Source organism: Ectopseudomonas alcaliphila (assembly GCF_900101755.1).
In the GTDB taxonomy this organism is placed as follows: Bacteria; Pseudomonadota; Gammaproteobacteria; order Pseudomonadales; family Pseudomonadaceae; genus Aquipseudomonas; species Aquipseudomonas alcaliphila.
In genome coordinates this window covers 123,053-142,057 of the sequence record NZ_FNAE01000005.1, presented here as the reverse complement: position 1 = coordinate 142,057, position 19,005 = coordinate 123,053, and the positions used below count along the sequence as shown (strand labels likewise).

Here is a 19,005-nt window from a genome sequence, read left to right as displayed (position 1 = left end):
CTGTGCTACATGGCCTGCTGGCGCCGCCGCCGGCTGGCCAGCTGGCGCTCCAGTTCGCAGAGGCTGTCGATGCCCTGGCGACGGGCCTTGCTGAACAGCATCAGGGCCAGTTCGGCGGTGACCAGGGCGTCGGCGCTGGCGTTGTGGCGCTGGTGCACCTGCAGGCCGAATTCGGCAACCCATTCATCGAGCCCGCCCTGACGAATGCGCGATTGCGGGCACAGCAGCGGGGCGATTTCGGCGACATCGAAGAAGCTGTGCTGCAGGCGGTAGCCCAGGCTCTGGCGCAGCGCGCGGGCCAGCATGCGCTGGTCGAACTCGGCATGAAACGCCAGCAGCGGGCTGCTGCCGACGAACTCCATGAAATCCAGCAGCGCCTCGGCCGGCTCCACGCCGCGCGCCACTTCGCTGGGGGCGATGCCGTGGATCAGGGTGCTGGCGCTGGCCTGGTGATCGGGTCGGTGCAGCGTGCATTCGAATTGCTCGGCGAAGTCGATGGCGCCGTTGTCGATCACCACTGCGCCAATGGCCAGCACCTGGTCGCGGCGCATGTTCAGGCCGGTGGTTTCCAGATCGAGCACGACGAAGCGCTGCTGGTGCAGCGGACGTTCGTCGAACGCTGCCGGCGCGCTCAAGGCCTCGCGGCGTTGCAGCTGCTGCTGGGTCAGGGCCGGGCCACGGCCGGTGAACCAGGTGAACTTGCTCATAGCTGATACCTCATGGCCAGGCTGCTCTGCAGGCGCTGCGCCTGGCGGAACGACTCGCGCAGAATGCGTCGGTCCAGGTGATTGAGGTGGTCGGGATCGACGCGATTGGAGTAAGGCAGCTCGTCGCGCGCCTGCAACTGATGCTGCTGCATGCGCGTTTGCTGAATGAAGTGGTAGGCCTCCTCGTAGGCGGCGCCGTCCAGGGCGTCGATCACGCCCTTGGTGACCAACGCCCGCAGGCGTTCCAGGGTGCCAACCGCGCTGATGCCGTTGGCCAGCGCCAGCAGTCGGGCGCCGTCGACGAAGGGCGTCAGGCCCTGCACCTTGAGGTCCAGGGTATCCTTGTCGGCGCCGGAGCGCGCCACCACGAAATCGCGGAAGCGCCCAACCGGCGGTCGCTGGCGCAGGGCGTTCTCGGCCAGCATCTTCTGGAACAGGCTGTTGCTGGCAACGCGGCCGAGCAACGCCTCACGCAGTTGCTCGCAGCCTTCGTCCGGGCCCCAGATGGTACGCAGGTCGAAATAGATCGACGAGCCCAGCAGGTTCTCCGGTGTGGCTTCGAGGACGAAGCCGGCGAAGCGCCGCGACCACTCCTGGCGCGACAGGCACAGCTCGGGGTTGCCGGCCATGATGTTGCCCTTGCACAGGGTGAAGCCGCACTGCGCCAGGCGCTGGTTGATCTCGCGTGCGATCGGCAGCAGGCGCTCACGGATGACCGCGGCCTCGCTGGTACTCTCGGCCTCGAAGAGGATGCCGTTGTCCTGGTCGGTGTGCAGGGTCTGCTCGCGACGGCCTTCGCTGCCGAAGCACAGCCAGGTGAAGGGAATGCCCGGATCGCCCATTTCCTCGAGGGTCAGCTCGATCACCCGGCATACCGTGTGGTCGTTGAGCAGGGTGACGATATGGGTGATCTGCGTCGAGCTGGCGCCGTGGGCGAGCATGCGGTCGACCAGCAGGCGGATGTCGCTGCGCAGCCCGGCCAGGGTCTCGACCTTGCCGGCGTGACGGATGGTGCGTGCCAGATGCACCAGGTCGACACGTTGCAGGCTGAACAGGTCGCGCTCGGAAATCACTCCGCACAGCTTCTCGTGCTCCACCAGGCAGACGTGGGCGATATGCCGCTCGGTCATGGCGATGGCGGCATCGAAGGCGCTGGCATCCGGTGCCAGGTGGAAGGGATTGCGCGTCATCAGGTTGTCGATGGGCTGGGCCAGGTCGATACCGTCGGCCACCACCCGGCGCAGATCGCGCAGGGTGAAGATACCCAGCGGTTTGTCGGCTGGGTCGAGCACCACGATGCTGCCCACATGCTGCTCGTGCATCATCCGCACGGCGTCACGCAGCGGCGTGTCCGGCGCGCAGCCGATGGGTTGGCGCATGGCCAGTTCGCCCAGGCGGGTATCCAGCGAATATTGCGCGCCGAGGGTTTCCACCGCGCGCAGCTGCACCTGCTGGTTGACCTGATCGAGCAGGCTGCTGACCCCGCGCAGGGCGAAGTCGCGCAGCGGGTTGGAGACGGCGAAGAGTTTGACGAAGGCGAGCTTGGACAGCAGCAGACAGAAGGTGTCCTCGGCGGCCAGATGCTCGGTGCGCGTGGCGCGCTCGCCGATCAGCGCGGCCAGCGGGAAGCACTCGCCGGCGGTGATCTCGAAGGTGGTTTCCGTGCCACGCCGGGCGCTGTGCGGGCGCTCGCCATGCACGCGCCCCTGTTTGACGATATAGAAGTGCTCGACCGGGCCATCGCTGGGCTTGATGATCGAGTCGCCCTCGGCATAGAAGCGCAGCTGGCAGTGCTCGACCAGAAACGCCAGGTGGGCGGTGTCCATCTGGTTGAAAGGCGGAAACTTCTGCAGGAACTCCATGGTGCCATGGATGTTCTGCAGCACCGCTGTCTTGCCCGCATCGGCCATCGCGTCGGCCTTGCTCATGGGCTTGCGCCTCGCAGTTTCGGGATGTTGTCAGTGTGGCCCTGGCCGGGCCTGTTGCCCATTGCACCTAAGTAGGGGGAGGGCAGGCGTAGCCCGGATGCAATCCGGGGCCGGCATCGCCGGATTGCATCCGGGCTACAGGGCTGAAAACTATAACCCACGAAAAAGCCGCCCGAAGGCGGCTCGTTCTGCCGTGGTGAATCAGAGGCCGTTCTTGGCCTTGAATTCGCGACGACGGCGGTGCAGTACCGGCTCGGTGTAGCCGTTGGGCTGCTTGGTGCCTTCGACGACCAGCTCCAGCGCGGCCTGGAAGGCGACGTTGTTGTCGAAGTCCGGGGCCATCGGGCGATACAGCGGATCGGCTGCGTTCTGACGATCGACCACCGGCGCCATGCGCTTGAGGCTCTCGACCACCTGCGCTTCGGTAACGATGCCGTGGCGCAGCCAGTTGGCCAGCAGTTGGCTGGAGATACGCAGGGTGGCGCGGTCTTCCATCAGGCCGACGTCGTTGATGTCCGGCACCTTGGAGCAGCCGACGCCCTGGTCGATCCAGCGCACCACGTAGCCGAGGATGCCTTGCGAGTTATTGTCCAGCTCGTTGCGGATTTCCTCTGCGCTCCAGTTGGTGTCCTTGGCCAGTGGAATGGTCAGGATGTCGTCAACCGAAGCCGGGGCGCGCTTGGCCAGTTCGGCCTGACGGGCGAACACGTCGACCTTGTGGTAGTGCAGGGCGTGCAGGGTGGCGGCGGTCGGCGACGGGACCCAGGCGGTGTTGGCGCCGGACAGCGGATGCGCGACTTTCTGCTCGAGCATGGCAGCCATCAGGTCCGGCATGGCCCACATACCCTTGCCGATCTGCGCACGGCCTTGCAGGCCGGTGGCCAGGCCAACGTCGACGTTGTTGTTCTCGTAGGCGCCGATCCAGGCTTCGCTCTTCATCGCGGCCTTGCGCACCACGGCGCCGGCTTCCATGGAGGTGTGGATCTCGTCACCGGTGCGGTCGAGGAAGCCGGTGTTGATGAACACCACACGCTCGCTGGCAGCCTTGATGCAGGCCTTGAGGTTGACGGTGGTGCGGCGCTCTTCGTCCATGATGCCGACTTTCAGGGTGTTGCGGGCCAGGCCCAGCACATCCTCGACACGGGCGAAGATTTCGCTGGTGAAGGCGACCTCTTCCGGGCCGTGCATCTTCGGTTTGACGATATACACGCTGCCGGTACGGGTGTTCTTGCGGCTGGTGTTGCCGATCAGGTTGTGCACCGCGATCAGGCTGGTGAACAGCGCGTCCTGGATGCCTTCCGGAATCTCGTTGCCTTCGGCGTCGAGGATGGCCGGGTTGGTCATCAGGTGGCCGACGTTACGCACGAACAGCAGCGAACGGCCATGCAGGGTCAGCTCGGAGCCGTCCGGTTTGGTGTAGACGCGATCCGGGTTCATGGTGCGGGTGAAGGTCTGGCCGCCCTTGGATACTTCCTCGGACAGGTCGCCTTTCATCAGGCCCAGCCAGTTCTTGTAGACCACCACCTTGTCATCGGCATCGACGGCGGCCACGGAGTCTTCGCAGTCCATGATGGTGGTCAGTGCGGCTTCCATCAGCACGTCTTTGACGCCGGCGGCGTCGGTGCTGCCGATCGGGCTGGAGGCATCGATCTGGATCTCGAAGTGCAGGCCGTTGTGCTTGAGCAGCACGGCGATCGGCGCGCTGGCCTCGCCCTGGAAACCGACCAGTTGCGCGTCGTCACGCAGGCCGCTGTTGCTGCCACCCTTGAGGGCGACGACCAGCTTGCCGTCGACGATGGCGTAACCGGTGGAGTCGACGTGCGAGCCGGCAGCCAGCGGTGCGGCCTCGTCGAGGAAAGCGCGGGCAAAGGCGATGACCTTGTCGCCACGGACCTTGTTGTAGCCCTTGCCTTTCTCGGCGCCACCTTCTTCGCTGATCACGTCGGTGCCGTACAGGGCGTCGTACAGCGAGCCCCAGCGGGCATTGGAGGCGTTCAGGGCGAAGCGCGCGTTCATCACCGGCACGACCAGCTGCGGGCCGGCCAGGCGGGCGATCTCTTCGTCGACATTGGTGGTGGTGGCCTGGAAGTCTTCCGGCTCCGGCAGCAGATAGCCGATTTCCTGGAGGAAGGCCTTGTAGGCAGCCGCGTCATGGGTCTGACCCTTGCGCGACTGGTGCCAGGCATCGATCTGCGCCTGCAGCTCGTCGCGCTTGGTCAGCAGGGCACAGTTCTTTGGCGCCAGGTCCTTGATGACCGCAGCGGCACCGGCCCAGAACTGGTCGGCAGCGATGCCGGTACCGGGAATGGCTTCGTTGTTCACGAAGTCGTACAGGGCTTTGGCGACCTGCAGGCCGCCGACTTGAACGCGTTCAGTCATCACTTGCCTCACTCTCTCTGAGCTCTACTCAATAGCCGCTTCGGAGACGGGTTTTCCGTCTTGTAGTCCAAAGCGCGGCATACTACATCAAGATCCTGGGGAAATGCAGCGGGGTAGCGTCAGTCTGCGACCAAAAGACTATTTTTGGTCACGCTCAATACGCTATGTGTTCAAAAAAGTTCGCTATTGTTCCATAAAATACGCAAAAACGTACACGATTAATTGGACCGGCTACTGACAACAGCGCCAATATGGCCTACGCCTCCTCGCCTATACTGCCTTTCGAGCATTCTGGAGCCTGCCATGACGGTATCTGCTGCTGTTACTGCCGACCTTGCCGATCTCACCCGTCTGTTTGCTGGCTATCTGCGCTTCTATCAAGTGCCGCGCGACGAGGCGGAGATTGCCGCCTTCCTGGGCCAGCGCCTGCATTGCCGGGATTCGCAGTTGTTCATCGCCCGCAGCGAACAGGGCGTCGCGCAGGGTTTCGTCCAGCTCTATCCCTTTCATTCTTCGTTGGCGCTGGAACCGGCCTGGTTGCTCAGCGATCTGTATGTCGATGAAAGCGCGCGCCGCTCAGGCGTTGGCGAGGCGCTGATGAATGCCGCTCGCGCGCATGCCGAGGCGACTGGCGCCTGCGGTCTGCAACTGGAGACGGCGAAGACCAACCTGGCTGGCCAGAGCCTTTACCAGCGGCTGGGCTACGTCCGTGACGAGCAGTTCTTCACCTACTGGTTGTCGCTACGCGGCTGACCTTTCCAATCCTGTGAACGAGTGAGGTAGTACATGGATCATCTGGTACTGACGGTGATTGCCGAGGACCAACCGGGTCTGGTCGAGCGTCTGGCCGGCTGCGTGGCGAATCATGGGGGCAACTGGCTGGAGAGCCGTATGGCGCGCATGGCCGGGCAGTTCGCCGGGATCGTGCGGGTGGATGTGCCGGCCGAGGCCCACGGCGGCCTGATCAAGGAGCTCGAGGCCCTCAGTGCACAGGGCATTCGCGTGCAATTGGCGGCCAGTGGCAGCGAGCCCGGCGGACGCTTCACCTCGATTCGCCTGGAGCTTGTGGGTAACGACCGGCCCGGTATCGTCCGTGACATTACCCGTGTACTGGCCGAGCAGGGCGTCAACCTGGAGAGCCTGCTGACCGAGGTGGCGCCCGCGCCGATGAGCGGTGAGCTGCTGTTCACCGCCGAAGCGCTGCTGGCCGTGCCGGACACGCTGGCGCTGGAGCAATTGCAGGCACGCCTGGAAACCCTGGCCGATGACCTGATGGTGGAGCTGAATCTGCGCGCCGAGGACTGATATCCACGCATTGCGTGGATCAGCCTGTGGATAAACTGGGGAGCCCCGGCGCACTGCCTAGTGCCCCGGGGCTTTTCATTGGCTGGCTAAAAATTCTTCAGTATCAATGGCTTGTGCACAAATGCCGGGGATGGATCTGTGGATAACCCGGGGGTGACGGGTGCAGCCTCAGGGCTGCCGCGGCCTGGGAATGGTTGAGCGTTTTCTGCTCAGTGCCCTCTTCACGCCGGTGCGCATGGCCTGGGCGGCCCCGCGACACCCTACGAGGTCCGCAGATACGCCGGCGCTCGGTCCAATGGTGTGCTTTGCGCACCCGCTCTTACGCACTGCGCCGCTTGCGCAGGTTCAGCCAGATATCCAGGCTGTATACAAAAAGCCCGGCCCAGATGCAGGCGAACGCCAGCAGGGTGCTCGGCGAGAAGTGTTCATCGAACAGCAGAATGGCCTGCAGCAGCACCAGAGTCGGGGCCAGGTATTGCAGGAAGCCCAGCGTGGTGTAGGGCAGATGCCGCGCCGCTGCGTTGAAGCACACCAGTGGCACCAGGGTGATCGGCCCGGCGGCTGCCAGCCAGAGTGCTTCGCTGCTGGTCCAGAAGCTCGCCTGGCTGCTCATCGCTGCCGGATGCAGAACCAGCCAGGCCAGCGCCACCGGGACCAGCAGCCAGGTTTCCACCACCAGGCCGGGTAGTGCCGCCACGGGCGCCTGCTTGCGAATCAGGCCGTAGAAACCGAAGGTCAGGGCCAGCACCAGCGACACCCAGGGCAGGCTGCCGACCTGCCAGAGCTGCTGCAGCACGCCCAGCGCGGCCAGAGCGACGGCCAGCCACTGCAGGCGGCGCAGGCGCTCGCCGAGAATCAGCAGGCCGAGCAATACGTTGATCAATGGGTTGATGTAGTAGCCCAGGCTGGCCTCGATCATGCGGTCGTTGTTCACCGCCCAGACGTACACCAGCCAGTTGGTCGCGATCAGCAGGCCGCAGCCGGCCAGCACCGCCAGGCGCTTGGGGTTGTCGCGCAGCTCACGCCACCAGCCGGGGTGCTTCCAGACGAGCAGCAGCAGGCCGCCGAACAGCGCCGACCAGAGCACGCGGTGCACGATGATTTCCATCGCTGGCACGCTTTGCAGCGCTTTGAAATAGAGTGGGAACAGGCCCCAGATGATGTAGGCGGTCAGGCCCAGAACGTACCCGCGTTGCGGGTTGGCGGTAGCCATCGAGAATCCTTGGTTAGGCAGCTAACGGTTGCTGCGAAATTCTAATCCTCTGGCTCCTGTCTTGTCCGATCGTTCAGCATTTTCTGTATACCGGAGCGCCGGCAAAGTCGTAAGGCAAACTTTACGCAGTGCGCGCAACTGTATCGGTATGCGGTCTGGAGCGGTCGGCGGGTAGCCCGAATGCAACCCGGGGGCTTTGGAATCGGACCGAAAGCATCGCGGCTGAAGCGGAATGCCGCCCAGCCGTTCCCACAGGTGTTCATCTGCCCGTAGGAGCGGCTTCAGCCGCGAAAGCTTCAGTTATTCGATGGCCTCAATGATCGCGCGCAATTGCGTAGCCCGGATGCAATCCGGGCATCGCGTCCCCGGGGCTTCATCCCGGCTGCGCTTCAGAACAGTCGCAGCGGCTCTTCATTCAGTGCGGCCATCTGTTCGCGCAGGGCGAGAATCTGGTCGCCCCAGTAGCGTTCTCCAGCGAACCAGGGGAAGGCCAGGGGGAATGCCGGGTCGTCCCAGCGGCGTGCGATCCAGGCGCTGTGATGCATCAGACGCAAGGCGCGCAGGCCCTCGATCAGTGGCAGCTCGCGGGCGGCGAAGTCGTGGAATTCCTGGTAACCGTCGACCAGTTCGGCCAACTGGCCGAGGCGTTCCTGGCGCTCGCCGGCCAGCATCATCCACAGGTCCTGCACGGCAGGGCCCATGCGGCAGTCGTCGAGGTCGACGACATGGAAGGCGTCGTCGCGGTGCAACAGGTTGCCGGGGTGGCAGTCGCCGTGCAGGCGAATCGGTGCATAGCGCACGCGGGAGAACAGCTCATCCAGGCGTGTGAGCAGGTCGCGTGCTACCGACTCGTAGGCCGGCAGCAGGCTGCGCGGCACGAAGCCACCGTCGAGCAGGGACGCGAGGGCGGCGTGGCCGAAGTTGTCCACCGCCAGGGTTTCCCGGTGCACGAAAGGACGGCTGGCGCCGATGGCGTGCATGCGCCCGAGCAACTGGCCGAGGCGATACAGTTGCTCGAGGTTGCCCGGCTCCGGCGCCCGACCGCCACGGCGCGGGAACAGCGCGAAACGGAAGCCGCCATGTTCGAACAGCGTCTCGCCATCACGGGCCAAGGGTGCGACTATCGGCACTTCATGTTCGGCCAGCTCCAGGCTGAAGGCATGCTCTTCGCGGATCGCCGCATCGCTCCAGCGATCCGGTCGGTAGAACTTGGCGATCAGCGGCGTTTCATCCTCGATGCCCACCTGATAGACGCGGTTCTCGTAGCTGTTGAGTGCCAATACGCGGGCGTCGCTGAGATAGCCGAGGCTCTCAACGGCATCGAGCACCAGATCCGGGGTGAGGGTGGAAAAGGGATGGCTCATGGGCGGCTCCGCGAGAGTGGGCGCACAGTGTACCGGGTTACGCCCTCACAGCTGGGTGCCGAGTAGCACCTGACTGGCGGCGAACTGCGCACGAACCGGGTCGCCGACGACGAGACCCAGCGTCGCCAGGCGATCAGGCTCGATCGAGGCACACAGGGTCTGGCCGTTGGCCAGGCTCACGCGCACTTCACTGGGGCCGTCGTTGGCCGGCAGGATCTGCTCGACCCGCCCCTCCAGTGCATTGCACTCGGCGTCTGCCGCCTGGCTCGGCAGCTGCAATTCCAGCCAGCCGGCCTTGATCAGCGCGACCACGCTGCTGCCTTCGCTCAGTTGCAGGTTTTCCGTGCTGTCATGGGTGATCAGCGCCTGCAGGCGACTGCCGCCTGGCAGTTCGATATCGATCAGGTCGTTGTGGCCGTGCGCATGAATCGCGCGCACGCGACCGGTCAGCTGGTTGCGAGCGCTGGTGCGCAGCATCAGGCGGCCGAGCAGCTCCAGGTCGGCGTCGTCACCGGCGGCCTGCAGCAGTTGCGCCTGTAGCGCCTGCAGGCGTTGTTGCAGGGCCAGCAGGCGCTCGCCCGCTGGTGTCAGGTGTGCACCACCGCCACCTTTGCCGCCGACGTTGCGGCTGACCAGGGGCTGCTCTGACAGGTTGTTCAACTCATCGATGGCATCCCAGGCCGCCTTGTAGCTCAGCCCGGCGGCCTTGGCGGCGCGGGTGATGGAGCCTTGTTCGGCGATCTGCTCGAGCAGGGCCAGACGCTTCGGCCGGCGGCTGAGCAATTGGGCAATGGGATCAAGCTGCGACATGGTTCAGCCGTGGCCAGGGAGGTTGCCGGGCACGGTGCGTGACTGCGCCAGGCGCGTCAAGTCAGCCATCGCCCGGCCGCGGCGTGCGTGCCAGGCAATACACGTCGACGCGCAGGGCGCCGGCGCGACGCAGCAGGTTGGCGAGCACGCCGGCAGTTGCGCCCGTGGTGAGCACGTCGTCGACCAGCGCCAGGTGAGCGCCGGCAACCTTGGCTTGCAGTTCCAGGCTGAAGGCCTGACGCAGATTGCGCTTGCGCGTCGCGGCATCCAGCCCCTGCTGTGGGGGCGTATCGACGCGACGCTGCAGCCAGTCATGCTGCACCCTCAGGTTCAGGCGGACGCCCAGCCAGTCGGCGAGCATCTGCGCCTGATTGAAGCCGCGTCGTCGCTGACGCTTGCGGGCCAGCGGCACCGGCAGCAGCGCCTGTGGTCGCGGCAGGCCTTCGTCATAGGCGTGGCTGAGATGTTCAGCCAGCAGTTCGGCGAGCATACGACCGTGCGGCCATTGCGCCTGGTGCTTGAAGCGGGTGATCAGGTTGTCGACCGGAAAGGCATAGCGCCAGGGCGCTTCGACGCGGCTGAAACTCGGTGGCTTGTTCTGGCAGGCGCCGCAGATCATGCCGTGTGCCGGCAATGGCACCGCACAGATCTGACAATGCGCCCCGAGCCACGGCAGCTCGGCTTCGCAGGCGGTGCAGATGCTGTGCGTGGGGTGATCCGTGGCTTCGTCGCAGAGCTGGCAATGACGGCGCGGACGCAGCCAGGCGAGGCGTTGCAGAGAGATGAAGTCGAACGGCGGCATGGCGGCTCATCCATGAGCGAAAGCCTTCAGGCTAGCCGTCCGTCAGCGAATCAGCCAGCCCATGACTACCAATCCGAGAAACAGCCAGATCACACCGCCAATGATCGAGCGCCGCAGCAGTGCGCGCACGCCATTGAACAGAAACAGCAGGCCGATGATCAGCAGAATGATGCTGAAAATTGACACGTCCATGCCGATGGCCCTGGCCAGGCCATGGAGAAAGTCGTCAATGGCATCGGCCATGGCACCCAGCACGCCGGAAAGCATATCGACGATGAAGCGGATGGCACGACCCAGCGCTTCGCCGAGTCCTTCGAAAAAACCTTCTACCTGCATGCAGAACTTCCTGTGGGAGGGGTAAGCATTTGGCCTTGTGCCATGTCATAAGTTCTGTTGATCGTTAAGTGATCAGATGTAAACCTGTGTCTTTATCGTGGTTGACAGCATCCAATCGCCACTTATGATGGCCAAAGCCTGAATGCCCCCGTGGGCCTGACAACAGATGCCACCAAGCGTCGAAGGACTTCTCAGATGAGCGCAACTGCTGCAATCACCACCCGCCACGACTGGAACCTCGCCGAGGTTCGCGCGCTGTTCGAGCAGCCGTTCAATGATCTGTTGTTCCAGGCGCAGACCGTCCACCGCCAGCACTTCGATGCCAACCGCGTGCAGGTTTCGACCCTGCTGTCGATCAAGACCGGCGCCTGTCCGGAAGACTGCAAGTACTGCCCGCAGTCCGGCCACTACAACACCGGTCTGGACAAGGAAAAGCTGATGGAGGTGCAGAAGGTGCTGGAGGCGGCCGCCGAGGCCAAGGCCATCGGCTCCACGCGCTTCTGCATGGGCGCAGCGTGGAAACACCCTTCCGCCAAGGACATGCCCTACGTGCTGGAAATGGTCAAGGGCGTGAAGAAGCTCGGCCTGGAAACCTGCATGACCCTCGGTCGCCTCGACCAGGAGCAGACTCAGGCGCTGGCTGAAGCCGGGCTGGACTACTACAACCACAACCTCGATACCTCGCCGGAGTTCTACGGCAGCATCATCACCACCCGCACCTACGGCGAGCGTCTGCAGACCCTGGCCTACGTGCGTGAGGCGGGGATGAAGATCTGCTCCGGCGGCATCCTCGGCATGGGCGAGTCGGTAGACGACCGCGCAGGGCTGCTGATCCAGCTGGCCAACTTGCCGGAGCATCCTGAAAGCGTGCCGATCAACATGCTGGTCAAGGTCAAGGGCACGCCGCTGGCCGAGGAGAAGGACGTCGATCCGTTCGACTTCATCCGCACCCTGGCTGTGGCGCGCATCATGATGCCCAAATCCCACGTGCGCCTGTCCGCTGGGCGCGAAGCGATGAACGAGCAGATGCAGGCCCTGGCCTTCATGGCCGGTGCCAACTCGATCTTCTATGGCGAGAAGCTGCTGACCACCGCCAACCCGCAGGCGGACAAGGACATGGCGCTGTTCAAGCGCCTCGGCATCAAGCCGGAAGAGCGCGAAGAACATGCCGATGAGGTGCACCAGGCGGCCATCGAGCAGGCGCTGGTCGAGCAGCGTGACTCCAAGCTGTTCTACAACGCCGCTTCGGCCTAAACCGCTGTTTATGTAGGAGCCAGCTTGCTGGCGATTGCGACTGCCTGCTAATCGCCGGCAAGCCGGCTCCTACAAGGTATGCATATGCCTTTTGATTTATCCGCCCGCCTGGCCGAGCGTCAGGCCGCCGATCTGTTTCGCCACCGCCCGCTGTTGCAGACCCCGCAGGGGCCGCAAGTGCGCGCGGACGATCAGGAGCTGCTGGCCTTCTGTTCCAATGACTATCTCGGCCTGGCCAACCACCCCGAGGTGATTCGCGCCATGCAGCAGGGCGCGGAAAAATGGGGCGTCGGTGGCGGCGCTTCGCATCTGGTGATCGGCCACAGCACGCCGCACCATGAACTGGAAGAAGCATTGGCCGAGTTCACCGGCAGGCCGCGCGCGCTGCTGTTCTCCACCGGTTACATGGCCAACCTGGCGGTCGTCACCGCCTTGCTCGGGCAGGGCGACAGCGTACTGCAGGATCGTCTCAATCACGCCTCGCTGCTTGACGCCGGCCTGCTCTGCGGCGCGCGGTTTTCCCGTTATCTGCACAACGATGCGGTGAGCCTGGCCAAGCGTTTGCGCAAGGCTGCTGGCAACTGTCTGGTGGTCACCGATGGTGTGTTCAGCATGGACGGCGACCTGGCCGATCTGCCTGCCTTGTGCGCCGAGGCGCGCGCCACGCAGGCCTGGGTGATGGTCGATGATGCCCACGGCTTCGGCCCGTTGGGCGCGACCGGTGGCGGCATTGTCGAGCATTTCGGTCTGGGCCTGGATGACGTGCAGGTGCTGGTCGGCACCCTCGGCAAGGCTTTTGGCACCGCCGGCGCCTTCGTCGCTGGCAGCGAGGAGCTGATCGAGACCCTGATCCAGTTCGCCCGCCCCTACATCTACACCACCAGCCAGCCGCCAGCGGTGGCCTGCGCCACGCTGAAAAGCCTGGAATTGCTGCGCAGCGAAAGCTGGCGGCGGGAGCATCTGCAGCGACTGATCGCGCGCTTTCGTCAGGGCGCCGCCGAGATCGGCCTGAGCCTGATGGACAGCCCGACGCCGATCCAGCCGATCCTGGTGGGTGACAGCGCTCGCGCGTTGAAACTCTCGGCTCTGCTCAAGGATCGCGGATTACTGGTCGGCGCTATCCGCCCGCCGACCGTGCCGGCCGGCAGCGCCCGCTTGCGCGTGACCCTTTCCGCTGCACACAGCGATGCGCAACTCGAGCTGTTGCTTGAAGCGCTGGCCGAGTGCTGGCCGCAGGTGCAGGCCGATGCGTGAGACGCTGATTCTGTTGCCGGGCTGGGGCCTGGACGGCGTCGTACTGCAACCGTTGGCCGACGCGCTGGCCGGCGAACTGCAGGTGCAGATCGCCGAACTGCCGGCACTGACCTCGGCCAGCGTGCCGGATTGGCTCGACGAACTGGATGCGCGCCTGCCGCATGATTGCTGGCTCGTCGGCTGGTCGCTCGGCGGCATGCTCGCCGCAGCCCTGGCCGCGCGCCGCGGCGAGCGTTGTCGTGGGCTGATCGGCCTGGCCAGCAACGCACGCTTCGTTTCCAGCCACGCCTGGCCGCAGGCGATGCCGGCTGACACCTATGCGACCTTCTATGAGGGGTGCGCGCACAACGCCGGTGCCACGCTCAAGCGTTTTGCCATGCTCTGCGCCCAGGGCAGCGGCGATGCCCGAGGCCTGGCGCGCCTGCTGCAGACCAATCTGTTGACCAACGAGCCCTCGCTGCTGGCCGGACTGCAGGTGCTGGCGACGCTGGATAACCGTACCGCGCTCGCCGCCTTCACCGGGCCGCAGCTGCACCTGCTGGCTGAGCAGGACGCCCTGGTGCCGGCTGCCGTCGCCGATGACCTGCTGGCGCTGCTACCAGCCGGCGAGGTGGATGTGCTGGAGGGCTGCGGCCACGCCTTCGTTCTGGAACAGCCGCAGGCCCTGGCGGCGCTGCTGCTCGAGTTTATCCGCGAGGCCAACGATGGCGACTCGTAGGCGGCTGGCTTGCTGCCGCGCACTGCCGCAATCCTTTGCTGCGCACGGCGCACCCTACGTGGAGGCGTTGCACACTCGCTTCCCCGGTATGTCGAGCGCCTGTAGGGTGCACCGCGCGCACCAGCTGCAGATATCCCAGGGTGCGCAGGGCACATCCTGCGGGGGCGGCCTATGAGCGAGTACGCCCAGCCCGGCGGCCTGCCGGACAAGCACCAGGTGGCGGCCTCCTTCTCCCGCGCGGCGGAAAGTTACGATGCGGTGGCCGAGTTGCAACGCAATGTTGGCACGCAGTTGCTGGCGCGCTTGCCGGCTTCGCTGCAGCCGCAGCGCTGGCTGGATCTTGGCTGCGGCACGGGCTATTTCACCCGCGCCCTGGCCGAGCGTTATGCACCGGGCGAAGGGCTGGCGGTGGATATCGCCGAAGGCATGCTGCGCCACGCCAGACCTCAGGGCGGTGCTGCACATTTCATCGCTGGCGATGCCGAAGCCCTGCCGCTGCAAAGCGACAGCGTCGACCTGTTGTTCTCCAGCCTGGCGCTGCAATGGTGTGCTGATTTCCCGCGAGTGCTGAGCGAGGCGCAGCGGGTGTTACGCCCCGGTGGTGTGCTGGCGTTCTCCAGTCTGTGCGTCGGCACCCTGCAGGAACTGCGTGACAGCTGGCTGGCGGTCGACGGCTTGGTCCACGTCAATCGCTTTCGCCGCTTCGAGGATTACCAGCAGATATGCGCGGTCAGCGGATTAAAGCCGCTGACGCTACAGCGTCAGGCCGAGGTGCTGCATTTCCCGGATCTGCGCAGCCTGACCACCTCGCTCAAGGACCTCGGCGCGCACAACCTCAATCCGGGGCGACCGGGCGGATTGACCGGGCGCTCACGCATTCGTGCGCTGATCGAGGCCTACGAGTGTTTTCGTCAGCCTCAGGGGCTGCCGGCGACCTATCAGGTGCTGTACGGCGTGCTGCAGAAACCTTCACAGGCGTGACCCCGCCCGCCAATAAGCCCCCAGAGAAGCTTCGCGAGCAGGGCTCGCTCCTACGGGAAGATCAGATGACTCAAGCCTACTTTGTCACTGGAACGGACACCGAAATCGGCAAGACCACCATCGCCGCCGGGCTGTTACACGCCGCGCGCCTGCAGGGCTTGAGCACTGCAGCGGCCAAGCCGGTCGCTTCCGGTTGCATGCGAACCGCCGACGGCTTGCGCAACGACGACGCGCTGGCCTTGCTCGCCCAGTGTTCGTTGCCGCTGCGCTATGAAGAGGTCAACCCGCTGGCGTTCGAACCGGCCATTGCGCCGCATCTGGCGGCTCGTGAGGTGGGCATCAAACTGGATGTTGCCAGCCTGCTGCCGCCGGTACAGGCGATCCTGGCCAAGGGCGCGGACTTCTCGCTGGTGGAGGGCGCAGGCGGTTGGCGTGTGCCGCTGGCCGGCGAGGAAAACCTGTCGGACCTGGCCCTGGCGCTGGGCATCCCGGTGATTCTGGTGGTGGGTGTGCGCCTGGGGTGTATCAATCATGCGCAGCTCAGTGCCGAAGCCATCGAGCGGGACGGGCTCAGGCTGGCCGGCTGGGTGGCCAATATCGTCGAGCCCAAGACCTCGCGCCTGGAAGACAATCTCGCCACCCTCGGCGAGCGCCTTCCAGCGCCGTGTCTGGGGCGTGTGCCGCACCTGGGCAAAGCGACGGCCGCGGCGGTGGCGGAACACCTCAATCTCGAGTTGTTGGCAGACTGGTAATAAACAGTAAAGTGACCATAGCCTTTTGCCTGTACGTTTTTTAGCCGTTTTCTGCTTCAATACCTGTCATCAGGTTCTACATCCCTCAGGGGGCTGCCGATGGAAATCTCCGCCAATGCATTCAATTCGGGTTTGAACGGTATTCAGGCCGGGCAACGCCGTGTCGAACAGGCAGCCGCTGATATTGCCAGCAACACCATCAACCCCTCGCAGCAGGCTACGCAGACCCCGCCGCAGAATCAGGTCAACCCGAGCACGCAGGTTGCCGAGCGTAACCGTCCCGACCTGACCGAAAGCCTTGTGGCGCTGCGCGTCGGTGAGAACGAAGTCCGTGCCAATGCACGTGTCGTCGACACGGCTGACGAGGTGCTGGGCACTCTGATCGATACCCGTGCCTAAGTAGTACCCCAGCTGCGAGCGCAGCCGGTAGCAGGGCAGGAGGGCGTTCATGCAGATCGGCAACAGCCTGCCAGCATTTATTCCCGCACCTTCCGTCAGTCCGGCCAGGCCGCTATCGTCCGATGTTTCCCCGGATATTGCCCGTGCCGATCAGGCGCCTGTCGCCGCGCCGCAAGAGCAGCAGGCCGACTCCGCTGCCTCCGGGCGCGAGGAGGCGGATCGCGACGCCAACTCATCGACGCCTGCAGGCGAGCCCGAGCCAAGCCCTCGGGAGCAGCGCCAGCAGCAGCTGGAAATCGCCGATCTCGTGCAGCGTGACCGCGAGGTGCGCACCCACGAGCAGGCGCACGCGGCCGTTGGTGGGCAATACGCCGGTGCGCCCACCTACAGCTTCAAGCGCGGCCCGGATGGGCAGCGTTACGCCGTTTCCGGTGAAGTCAGCATCGATACCGCTCCCGTCCCCAATGATCCCGAAGCGACGCTGCGCAAGATGGAAATCGTCCTGCGTGCAGCACTCGCGCCCATCGAACCTTCCCCACAGGACCTGCGTGTAGCTGCTCTGGCCCAGGCGCAGGCGGCGCAGGCGCGCGTCGAACTGGCCGAGCAGCGGCGCGAAGAAGCCACCAACGCCGTCGAGCAGCGCAGTGCGCGTGACGAAGCCAGGCAAGCTGATGAGCCTGCCGAGCCGTCGCAGCAGGCTTTGCCGCCAGCGCCTAATCTTGATCTGTATCGGCGTCTGGGTGAGTTGCCAGCGCCGGAGCCTCGCATCGATCTGGTCGCGTAGCCGGCCGATTGGCAGCGCTTGACAAGGGGGTGGCGTAAACGTATGTTTCAAACGCCTGTTTGATTGCTTCGGCCGCAGCCTCGTGGCCAGGCAGCCGGGAGTGATCCCGAGAGCGACCGCCAAGACGGTCACCCCAACTACTAGGAATCCACCGCAGAGGTTTACCGTTATGCCTGACTACAAGGCCCCCTTGCGTGACATTCGTTTCGTTCGTGACGAGCTGCTGGGCTATGAAGCGCACTACCAGAGCCTGCCTGGCTGCCAGGACGCCACTCCGGACATGGTCGACGCCATCCTCGAAGAAGGCGCCAAGTTCTGCGAGCAGGTGCTGTCGCCGCTGAACCGTGTGGGTGACACCGAGGGCTGCACCTGGAGCGAATCCGGCGTGAAAACCCCGACCGGCTTCAAAGAGGCTTATCAGCAGTTCGTCGAAGGCGGCTGGCCGAGCCTGGCCCATGACGTCGAGCATGGCGGCCAGGGCCTGCCTGAGTCGCTCGGCCTGGCTGTCAGCGAGATGGTCGGTTCGGCCAACTGGTCCTGGGGCATGTACCCGGGCCTGAGCCATGGCGCGATGAACACCATCGGTGCTCACGGTACCGACGAGCAGAAGCACACCTACCTGACCAAACTGGTTTCCGGTGAATGGACCGGCACCATGTGCCTGACCGAGCCGCATTGCGGCACCGACCTGGGCATGCTGCGCACCAAGGCCGAACCGCAGGCCGATGGCAGCTACAAGGTCTCCGGCACCAAGATCTTCATTTCCGCTGGTGAGCACGACATGGCCGACAACATCGTCCATATCGTTCTGGCCCGCCTGCCCGATGCACCGGCCGGTACCAAAGGTATCTCGCTGTTCATCGTGCCGAAGTTCCTGCCCAACGCCGAAGGTGGCGTAGGCGAGCGCAACGCGGTTTCCTGCGGTTCCATCGAGCACAAGATGGGCATCCACGGTAACGCCACCTGCGTGATGAATTTCGATGGCGCCACCGGCTACCTGATTGGCCCGGCCAACAAAGGCCTGAACTGCATGTTCACCTTCATGAACACCGCTCGTCTGGGTACCGCGCTGCAAGGCCTTGCCCATGCCGAAGTCGGCTTCCAGGGTGGCATCAAGTACGCTCGCGAGCGTCTGCAGATGCGTTCGCTGACTGGCCCGAAAGCGCCGGAAAAAGCCGCTGACCCGATCATCGTGCATCCGGACGTGCGTCGCATGCTGCTGACCATGAAGGCGTTCGCCGAAGGCAACCGCGCCATGGTCTACTTCACCGCCAAGCAGGTGGACATCGTTCAGCACAGCCAGGACGAAGAAGAGAAGAAAGCCGCCGACGAACTGCTGGCTTTCCTGACGCCGATCGCCAAGGCCTTCATGACCGAAGTGGGCTTCGAAGCCGCTTCCCACGGCATGCAGATCTACGGTGGCCACGGCTTCATCAGCGAGTGGGGCATGGAGCAGAACCTGCGCGACTGCCGCATCTCGATGATGTACGAAGGCACCACCGGCGTTCAGGCGCTCGACCTGCTGGGCCGCAAGGTGCTGATGACTCAGGGCGGCGCTCTGAAGAACTTCACCAAGATCGTGCACAAGTTCTGCCAGGCCAACGAAGGCAACGACTCCGTCAAGGAATTCGTCGAGCCTCTGGCCAAGCTGAACAAGGAGTGGGGCGACATCACCATGAAGATCGGCATGGCCGCGATGAAAGATCGCGAGGAAGTCGGTGCCGCTTCCGTGGACTACCTGATGTACTCCGGCTATGCCTGCCTGGCCTACTTCTGGGCCGACATGGCGCGTCTGGCTGCCGAGAAGCTGGCTGCCGGTACTGGCGACGAGGCTTTCTACAAGGCCAAGCTGCAGACCGCTCGCTTCTACTTCGCGCGCATCCTGCCGCGCACCCGCACGCATGTCGAAGCCATGCTGTCGGGCGCCAGCAACCTGATGGAGATGGAAGAAGAGCACTTCGCGCTCGGCTTCTGAGTCCGGTTCGGTTGAATAACAACGCCGCCCCTCGGGGCGGCGTT

18 protein-coding genes are annotated in these 19,005 nt (G+C 64.6%); 10 read left to right on the top strand and 8 right to left on the bottom strand.

The features are described 5' to 3' along the window. Positions 1-5 precede the first annotated feature (5 nt). From BLR77_RS16845 to BLR77_RS16835, 3 genes are all read right to left on the bottom strand, one after another. Positions 6-707, bottom strand: coding sequence for a 3'-5' exonuclease (locus tag BLR77_RS16845; RefSeq protein WP_074679811.1), 702 nt, complete (start codon positions 705-707; stop codon positions 6-8). Next, positions 704-2,635, bottom strand: coding sequence for a putative nucleotidyltransferase substrate binding domain-containing protein (locus BLR77_RS16840; RefSeq protein ID WP_074679808.1), 1,932 nt, complete (start codon positions 2,633-2,635; stop codon positions 704-706). The genes BLR77_RS16845 and BLR77_RS16840 overlap by 4 nt, the downstream gene beginning before the upstream one ends. Positions 2,636-2,836: 201 nt before the next feature. Beyond that, a complete protein-coding gene (locus tag BLR77_RS16835; RefSeq protein WP_074679805.1) occupies positions 2,837-5,014 on the bottom strand; it encodes a malate synthase G in 2,178 nt (725 codons plus the stop codon). 303 nt (positions 5,015-5,317) lie between these two features. Here BLR77_RS16835 and BLR77_RS16830 point away from each other — a divergent pair, with 303 nt between their 5' ends. Both BLR77_RS16830 and BLR77_RS16825 read left to right on the top strand, forming a co-directional pair. Further along, complete coding sequence (locus tag BLR77_RS16830; RefSeq protein WP_074679802.1) at positions 5,318-5,767, top strand: GNAT family N-acetyltransferase; 450 nt, start codon at positions 5,318-5,320, stop codon at positions 5,765-5,767. A gap of 33 nt (positions 5,768-5,800) precedes the next feature. Continuing rightward, on the top strand, positions 5,801-6,319 hold the full coding sequence (locus BLR77_RS16825; protein WP_074679799.1) for a glycine cleavage system transcriptional repressor: 519 nt from the start codon (positions 5,801-5,803) through the stop codon (positions 6,317-6,319). 319 nt (positions 6,320-6,638) lie between these two features. Here BLR77_RS16825 and rarD read toward each other — a convergent pair whose 3' ends face one another. From rarD to BLR77_RS16800, 5 genes are all read right to left on the bottom strand, one after another. Further along, positions 6,639-7,532, bottom strand: a complete 894-nt coding sequence (gene rarD / locus BLR77_RS16820; protein WP_074679796.1) for an EamA family transporter RarD — start codon at positions 7,530-7,532, stop codon at positions 6,639-6,641. A gap of 389 nt (positions 7,533-7,921) precedes the next feature. Then, positions 7,922-8,896, bottom strand: coding sequence for a serine/threonine protein kinase (locus BLR77_RS16815; protein WP_074679794.1), 975 nt, complete (start codon positions 8,894-8,896; stop codon positions 7,922-7,924). Between the two features lie 45 nt (positions 8,897-8,941). Further along, positions 8,942-9,706: a TOBE domain-containing protein gene (locus tag BLR77_RS16810; RefSeq protein ID WP_074679792.1), complete on the bottom strand. Its 765-nt coding sequence runs from the start codon at positions 9,704-9,706 to the stop codon at positions 8,942-8,944. A gap of 61 nt (positions 9,707-9,767) precedes the next feature. Beyond that, on the bottom strand, positions 9,768-10,508 hold the full coding sequence (locus BLR77_RS16805) for a ComF family protein (RefSeq protein ID WP_074679789.1): 741 nt from the start codon (positions 10,506-10,508) through the stop codon (positions 9,768-9,770). Positions 10,509-10,550: 42 nt separating this feature from the next. Beyond that, positions 10,551-10,844 carry a hypothetical protein gene (locus tag BLR77_RS16800; RefSeq protein WP_074679787.1) on the bottom strand — a complete coding sequence of 98 codons (294 nt, stop codon included), beginning with the start codon at positions 10,842-10,844 and terminating at the stop codon, positions 10,551-10,553. Between the two features lie 195 nt (positions 10,845-11,039). Here BLR77_RS16800 and bioB point away from each other — a divergent pair, with 195 nt between their 5' ends. From bioB to BLR77_RS16760, 8 genes are all read left to right on the top strand, one after another. Beyond that, positions 11,040-12,098, top strand: a complete 1,059-nt coding sequence (gene bioB, locus BLR77_RS16795; protein WP_074679785.1) for a biotin synthase BioB — start codon at positions 11,040-11,042, stop codon at positions 12,096-12,098. Between the two features lie 84 nt (positions 12,099-12,182). Further along, positions 12,183-13,352 (top strand): 8-amino-7-oxononanoate synthase, encoded by a 1,170-nt coding sequence (gene bioF / locus BLR77_RS16790; protein ID WP_074679783.1) that lies wholly within the window; start codon positions 12,183-12,185, stop codon positions 13,350-13,352. After that, positions 13,345-14,070, top strand: coding sequence for an alpha/beta fold hydrolase (locus BLR77_RS16785; protein ID WP_074679781.1), 726 nt, complete (start codon positions 13,345-13,347; stop codon positions 14,068-14,070). Before bioF ends, BLR77_RS16785 begins: the two co-directional genes overlap by 8 nt. A 171-nt stretch (positions 14,071-14,241) precedes the next feature. After that, positions 14,242-15,051 carry a malonyl-ACP O-methyltransferase BioC gene (gene bioC / locus BLR77_RS16780; protein WP_074679779.1) on the top strand — a complete coding sequence of 270 codons (810 nt, stop codon included), beginning with the start codon at positions 14,242-14,244 and terminating at the stop codon, positions 15,049-15,051. Positions 15,052-15,116: 65 nt separating this feature from the next. Next, entirely contained in the window at positions 15,117-15,803 is a 687-nt protein-coding gene (bioD, locus tag BLR77_RS16775; protein WP_074679777.1) for a dethiobiotin synthase, read from the top strand. A 99-nt stretch (positions 15,804-15,902) separates the two neighbouring features. After that, a complete protein-coding gene (locus tag BLR77_RS16770; RefSeq protein ID WP_074679775.1) occupies positions 15,903-16,202 on the top strand; it encodes a hypothetical protein in 300 nt (99 codons plus the stop codon). Between the two features lie 49 nt (positions 16,203-16,251). After that, a complete protein-coding gene (locus tag BLR77_RS16765) occupies positions 16,252-16,986 on the top strand; it encodes a putative metalloprotease CJM1_0395 family protein (protein ID WP_074679773.1) in 735 nt (244 codons plus the stop codon). A gap of 169 nt (positions 16,987-17,155) precedes the next feature. Further along, complete coding sequence (locus tag BLR77_RS16760) at positions 17,156-18,961, top strand: phenylacyl-CoA dehydrogenase (RefSeq protein ID WP_074679771.1); 1,806 nt, start codon at positions 17,156-17,158, stop codon at positions 18,959-18,961. The last annotated feature ends 44 nt before the right edge of the window (positions 18,962-19,005 follow it).

Bases quoted from the DNA above. Each gene is read 5' to 3' on its own strand.
- BLR77_RS16845 (WP_074679811.1), bottom strand. From the start codon at position 707: ATGAGCAAGTTCACCTGGTTCACCGGCCGTGGCCCGGCCCTGACCCAG.
- BLR77_RS16840 (WP_074679808.1), bottom strand. From the start codon at position 2,635: ATGAGCAAGGCCGACGCGATGGCCGATGCGGGCAAGACAGCGGTGCTG.
- BLR77_RS16835 (WP_074679805.1), bottom strand. From the start codon at position 5,014: ATGACTGAACGCGTTCAAGTCGGCGGCCTGCAGGTCGCCAAAGCCCTG.
- BLR77_RS16830 (WP_074679802.1), top strand. From the start codon at position 5,318: ATGACGGTATCTGCTGCTGTTACTGCCGACCTTGCCGATCTCACCCGT.
- BLR77_RS16825 (WP_074679799.1), top strand. From the start codon at position 5,801: ATGGATCATCTGGTACTGACGGTGATTGCCGAGGACCAACCGGGTCTG.
- rarD (WP_074679796.1), bottom strand. From the start codon at position 7,532: ATGGCTACCGCCAACCCGCAACGCGGGTACGTTCTGGGCCTGACCGCC.
- BLR77_RS16815 (WP_074679794.1), bottom strand. From the start codon at position 8,896: ATGAGCCATCCCTTTTCCACCCTCACCCCGGATCTGGTGCTCGATGCC.
- BLR77_RS16810 (WP_074679792.1), bottom strand. From the start codon at position 9,706: ATGTCGCAGCTTGATCCCATTGCCCAATTGCTCAGCCGCCGGCCGAAG.
- BLR77_RS16805 (WP_074679789.1), bottom strand. From the start codon at position 10,508: ATGCCGCCGTTCGACTTCATCTCTCTGCAACGCCTCGCCTGGCTGCGT.
- BLR77_RS16800 (WP_074679787.1), bottom strand. From the start codon at position 10,844: ATGCAGGTAGAAGGTTTTTTCGAAGGACTCGGCGAAGCGCTGGGTCGT.
- bioB (WP_074679785.1), top strand. From the start codon at position 11,040: ATGAGCGCAACTGCTGCAATCACCACCCGCCACGACTGGAACCTCGCC.
- bioF (WP_074679783.1), top strand. From the start codon at position 12,183: ATGCCTTTTGATTTATCCGCCCGCCTGGCCGAGCGTCAGGCCGCCGAT.
- BLR77_RS16785 (WP_074679781.1), top strand. From the start codon at position 13,345: ATGCGTGAGACGCTGATTCTGTTGCCGGGCTGGGGCCTGGACGGCGTC.
- bioC (WP_074679779.1), top strand. From the start codon at position 14,242: ATGAGCGAGTACGCCCAGCCCGGCGGCCTGCCGGACAAGCACCAGGTG.
- bioD (WP_074679777.1), top strand. From the start codon at position 15,117: ATGACTCAAGCCTACTTTGTCACTGGAACGGACACCGAAATCGGCAAG.
- BLR77_RS16770 (WP_074679775.1), top strand. From the start codon at position 15,903: ATGGAAATCTCCGCCAATGCATTCAATTCGGGTTTGAACGGTATTCAG.
- BLR77_RS16765 (WP_074679773.1), top strand. From the start codon at position 16,252: ATGCAGATCGGCAACAGCCTGCCAGCATTTATTCCCGCACCTTCCGTC.
- BLR77_RS16760 (WP_074679771.1), top strand. From the start codon at position 17,156: ATGCCTGACTACAAGGCCCCCTTGCGTGACATTCGTTTCGTTCGTGAC.